Annotated in this window: 4 protein-coding genes and 2 pseudogenes; 2 read left to right on the top strand and 4 right to left on the bottom strand. The window is 58.8% G+C overall.

Annotated elements, in window-relative coordinates:
• The 4 genes and pseudogenes from AWB65_RS34305 to AWB65_RS34290 all read right to left on the bottom strand — a co-directional run.
• Positions 1-353 (bottom strand): thiolase family protein (locus AWB65_RS34305; RefSeq protein ID WP_268808284.1); only part of this gene is annotated, 353 nt, incomplete at its 3' end.
• A gap of 25 nt (positions 354-378) precedes the next feature.
• On the bottom strand, positions 379-996 hold the full coding sequence (locus AWB65_RS34300; RefSeq protein ID WP_087671197.1) for a hypothetical protein: 618 nt from the start codon (positions 994-996) through the stop codon (positions 379-381).
• A gap of 143 nt (positions 997-1,139) precedes the next feature.
• A pseudogene (locus AWB65_RS34295) lies at positions 1,140-1,859 on the bottom strand (alpha/beta fold hydrolase); the annotation flags it as partial.
• Between the two features lie 128 nt (positions 1,860-1,987).
• Positions 1,988-2,248, bottom strand: coding sequence for a transcriptional regulator (locus tag AWB65_RS34290; protein WP_087671196.1), 261 nt, complete (start codon positions 2,246-2,248; stop codon positions 1,988-1,990).
• Positions 2,249-2,584: 336 nt separating this feature from the next.
• Here AWB65_RS34290 and AWB65_RS37515 point away from each other — a divergent pair.
• Positions 2,585-2,715 (top strand): annotated as a pseudogene (locus AWB65_RS37515) (LysE family translocator); the annotation flags it as partial.
• A 952-nt stretch (positions 2,716-3,667) separates the two neighbouring features.
• Entirely contained in the window at positions 3,668-3,853 is a 186-nt protein-coding gene (locus AWB65_RS34280; RefSeq protein ID WP_087671195.1) for a hypothetical protein, read from the top strand.
• Positions 3,854-4,175: the final 322 nt, after the last annotated feature.

Here is a 4,175-nt window from a genome sequence, read left to right as displayed (position 1 = left end):
ATGTTTTCCTGGCCGCCGGCGATCACGATGTCGGCATCGCCCGCGATGATCGCGTTCGCCGCCAGCATCACGGCCTTCAGGCCCGAGCCGCAGACCTTGTTGATCGTCATGCCGGGCACCGATGCGGGCAGGCCCGCCTTGATGACCGACTGGCGCGCCGGGTTCTGGCCGGAGCCGGCCGTCAGCACCTGTCCGAGGATCACTTCGCTGATCTGCTCCGGTTTGAGGTTCGCGCGTTCCAGCACGGCGCGAATCACGGCTGCACCCAGATCGGGCGCCGCAATCTTCGCGAGCGACCCGCCGAATTTGCCGACCGCTGTCCGTGCGGCCGATACGATCACTAGGTCAGTCATTTCCACTCCTTTGTGTCGACAACAATCACTCCACCATACGCACTACTCCATCATCTCTGACATCGAGTGCATTGCAAGGGCTTTTCTTACCGGCAAACCGGCGGTCGCCCGAGCGGTGCCGATTTTGCCTGCGCGCATGGCTTCGCTCCAAAACTTTTACTAACCGCTCATGCGCGCTCGCAAATTCGACGAGAGGAACGACAGCGACTTGTTGGTCGAACAGCGTGAGAATCTTGCAAAAGAGCGCGTATGCATCGCTGCCCACTACCCAGATACCTGTCTCAAGGCCTGTCCGGCGACAGCGCACGACGGCCGCCTTCGCCTCCGCAAAGAGCCCTTTCCGCACGTTAGCGCCACTCGTATGACTGAACATCATTGCCGTGAGAATAGCTTGTGTCAGGCTTCCCAAATGGTATTCATTGCCGTGTCCAATGCGGATCATATCCAAGCGTAGGTGATAGTCGAGGGAATTCTCATTTGCTTTGGCCGGTGCCAATGGGAGCATCATTAGTTTCTCATGCGGCGCAGACGTCTGCGCCGCAGAGGGCATCGGAGGAATCTTCTCTCTTTTCATCGCGCATTGATAAGCCACCGCCTTCATCATATCCTCCACCACCTTCTTCGCGTCGCCGAAGACCGTCACGGCCGGTCTCGCCCCTACGCGATAAGATGCCTTCGCGCTCACCTACGAGCGCAGAGCCGGCAACAGCCACGATCATAGACTTGCGCACTAGCTCGCCGTCGGTCTCAGTGCGTGACGAGTTTCACTTTTAGACGTCCCGTCGTTTAGGTTTGAAGCGCGCAACGCCGCTCAGGCGCCCATGACTTCCGGCGGATGTTTGGCCACACATAGCGCCCCGGCGCCGGTTCGACTGGCTCGTACTTCGCGTCGCCCAGCTTCTTCGGCGCCGCGACCTGCTTGCCCGGATGCGCCTGCAGCCAGTTGTTCCAGTGCGTCCACCAGCTTCCAGGCTGCGATTTGGCCGATTCGAGCCACGGATCCGGATCGTCGCGGAGCGTGCCGTCGGTCCAGTAGCTGCGCTTGTTCTTCGACGCCGGATTGATCACGCCCGCGATATGCCCGCTCGCGCCGAGCACGAGCTGCGTATCGCCGCCGACGAGCTGCGTCGACCGATACGCGCCCTTCCATGGCACGATGTGATCTTCCTGCGTGCCGAAGATGTAGCTCGGAATATCGGTCTTGCCCAAGTCCACCTGCGTGCCGCACATCGAGAGCCGCCCCGCCTTGCACAAGTTGTTCTCGAGATACATGTTGCGCAGATACCAGGCGTACATTGGGCCGGGCAGGTTGGTGCCGTCGGCATTCCAGTAGAGCAGGTCGAACGCCTGCGGCGCGCCGCCCTTCAGATAATTGTTCACGACATACGGCCAGATCAGGTCGTTCGCGCGCAGCGTCTGGAACACGAAGCCACCGCGATCGTGACTGAGCACATGGGTGGCGAGCAGATCGGCACCGTCGAGAATGCTTACCCGGTGCGGATCGGCGCGCACCGTGCGCATGACCGCACGTGCGTATGCGAGATTGTGTAGTCGTTCAGGTCGAAGTGCACGTACGGCTGCTTGCCAACCTTCCGGGCCAGTAATTTCTCACCGCTCCGATGACATGCGGGATCTCATTTCGATCGATCGAAAATGCCGGCCTCGAGATCCTTCCTGAAATGCTCCAGCCAATCGCTTTCGTCGCCAAGCACGTATTCCCTCACCACCCGCATCGATCGTCTGGCAACCGTGACATAGCCCTGTAGACCTAAACACTCGTCGGTTCTGGGGTCTGTCGTATCTGTTTCCTGCAGATCGAAATCATCTCTTTCCAGACCAATCCGCTGCAAGGTCGCGAGAAAGTGTTCATGTTCATCTGGTTCGATCAATCGCATCTTCAATCCCTTATGTGTTTAATGGAGACGGCGCGGCCCCGTGCTCGCTGGACCAGACGACGAGCGCTCAAGCGCACAGGTTTTGAGGTGGGTCTCATCGACTTTCGATGACGGTCTGATCCAAGATAGCGCGCAAGCAACTTCAACAGGGCCCTCCGGCGAGTGTGCCCCCGGGTGCTGGTGACCCGGGCCGACGACCGGACCATTCGCTTTCTTACTTCTACGTCGTAGATCAAAATCCGAAGTCGCCCAATACACGGCTCTGTTTTCCGCAGAAGCGTCCGCGCCTACTGCCCAGGCCGACCTTCCTTGCCGTGCCGTCGCGCTTGGGAGTGTTGGTACGGATTCGTCGCGCTTATCCTATCGCACGCGGCGATTGCAACGGCGTATCGTCGCACGAAGGCCTGGATCGACCGAGCATGTGGAGGCCTATTGTCACGCTGGGAATCCGGCGGGCATTTCGTTAGCGCGGCGCCCAGTGGAGCCTATCTGAACGGACGCCTTTCGCGCGGGCAGTCCTATTCGGGTCGATCATAGACCGTCGCCGTCCGATGGGTCCCGGCCACATTGCGAACCGCGGCTCTCGGCCATGTTCAGCCGGTCGCCCGCTCACTCGGCCAGACATTCAAAAGTCGCTTTCATGCCGAAAGCTGCCGCTCGCTTTGCTCCGTGACCCGGAAGAGGCTTGCCGTTGAACCTCGACTATGGTTTGTGTGCGCTTCCGTCGACAACAGTTAGTCGAGGCGGCTTGGCGAGTATTCGCATCGCTGCTGCAGTGAGCGTCTTCAATGACCTGCACGAGTGCCTCGCACGAGAACGGCTTTTGCAGTTAGAAATCGAAGAGCCCGGAAAATGTCTCCTTGCCTGACAGCGTCTCCCGTCATTGAACGAGGAAGCCGCGAGCAAATCGGCGTTTCCATCAGCGACCGTGCGACAGCACTGTCTTTTATGTCGGGCAGGTTCTCGTCAGGGATGGTGGATTCCAAAAGCGCCGGTACAGAGGAAACTGAGCGCAGTTTCGCCATCGTAGGCCACAGTTGCATGGTGGCCATATCAGTCCAGCAGGAAAGCGATACTGTCCGCGACAGACTCATTGTCGTCAGGCTTCAATCGGATCCTAAGCCTTGAGGACATCTTACAAACGCGGGATACGTAGGCAGACCACATGTGTCGCGATCTATCCCACAGTGCCAGACGGAGAGTTGGATCCGACCCACCGGTCGCAGCGCGCACCTCTGTCTACCACTTCGCAAGGTCGCCATTGAAAATCCAATATTTTCAACCAGTTGCGTGACCGCTTATCGAGGTGCCACCGTTTGGCACGCACTTTGCATTAATTCTTATCGAGGAGTGACGACACCCTCAAAACATGCTCTGCCATTCCTAACTGATTGACTAATTTACCCTTGGAGAATCGAAATGAACGCGCTGGTAATCAAAGACCTCCCCGTAGCCGTCGAGATGGATCGTACTGCAATGATCGCCGTCAGCGGTGGCAGGTTGCCGCAGCAGATCGTAAACATCATTCAGGCCGTTGGCGACTATGCAAATGACGCTCCTGTCCAGCACAGTTTCACTGGTAGTGGGAATTCTGTGACCTACTAACAGGAACACAGTGATTTTGAAGCTCAAGGTCCCCCCAACGGGGGGCATCGTTGAATTCGCTCCCGTTACCTTATCTACGCTGCCACGATACCGACCGTTCCGCCTCTCGACGGGTTATTGTGAGCGTGAGCACGACCGTTTTCTTGTTCCATTTGGAGCGGCAAGCGCGCGAGTGAGGCGCCTCTTTCGCTCCGATGCACATGCCGCGACTAGCGCACGTCCGCGCGGACCTGCGCGGCGCTCTTGTTGCCATGACGGCTCGCGCGCAGCACGGCCGCGACGAGCAGCGCGCCCAGCACCAGTCCGCCCGACACGACGAACA

Origin of the sequence: Caballeronia humi (assembly GCF_001544475.1) — a bacterium.
Taxonomy (GTDB): domain Bacteria; phylum Pseudomonadota; class Gammaproteobacteria; order Burkholderiales; family Burkholderiaceae; genus Caballeronia; species Caballeronia humi.
Note: the sequence above shows the minus strand (reverse complement) of the source record. Positions and strands in the feature narration are given on the sequence as shown.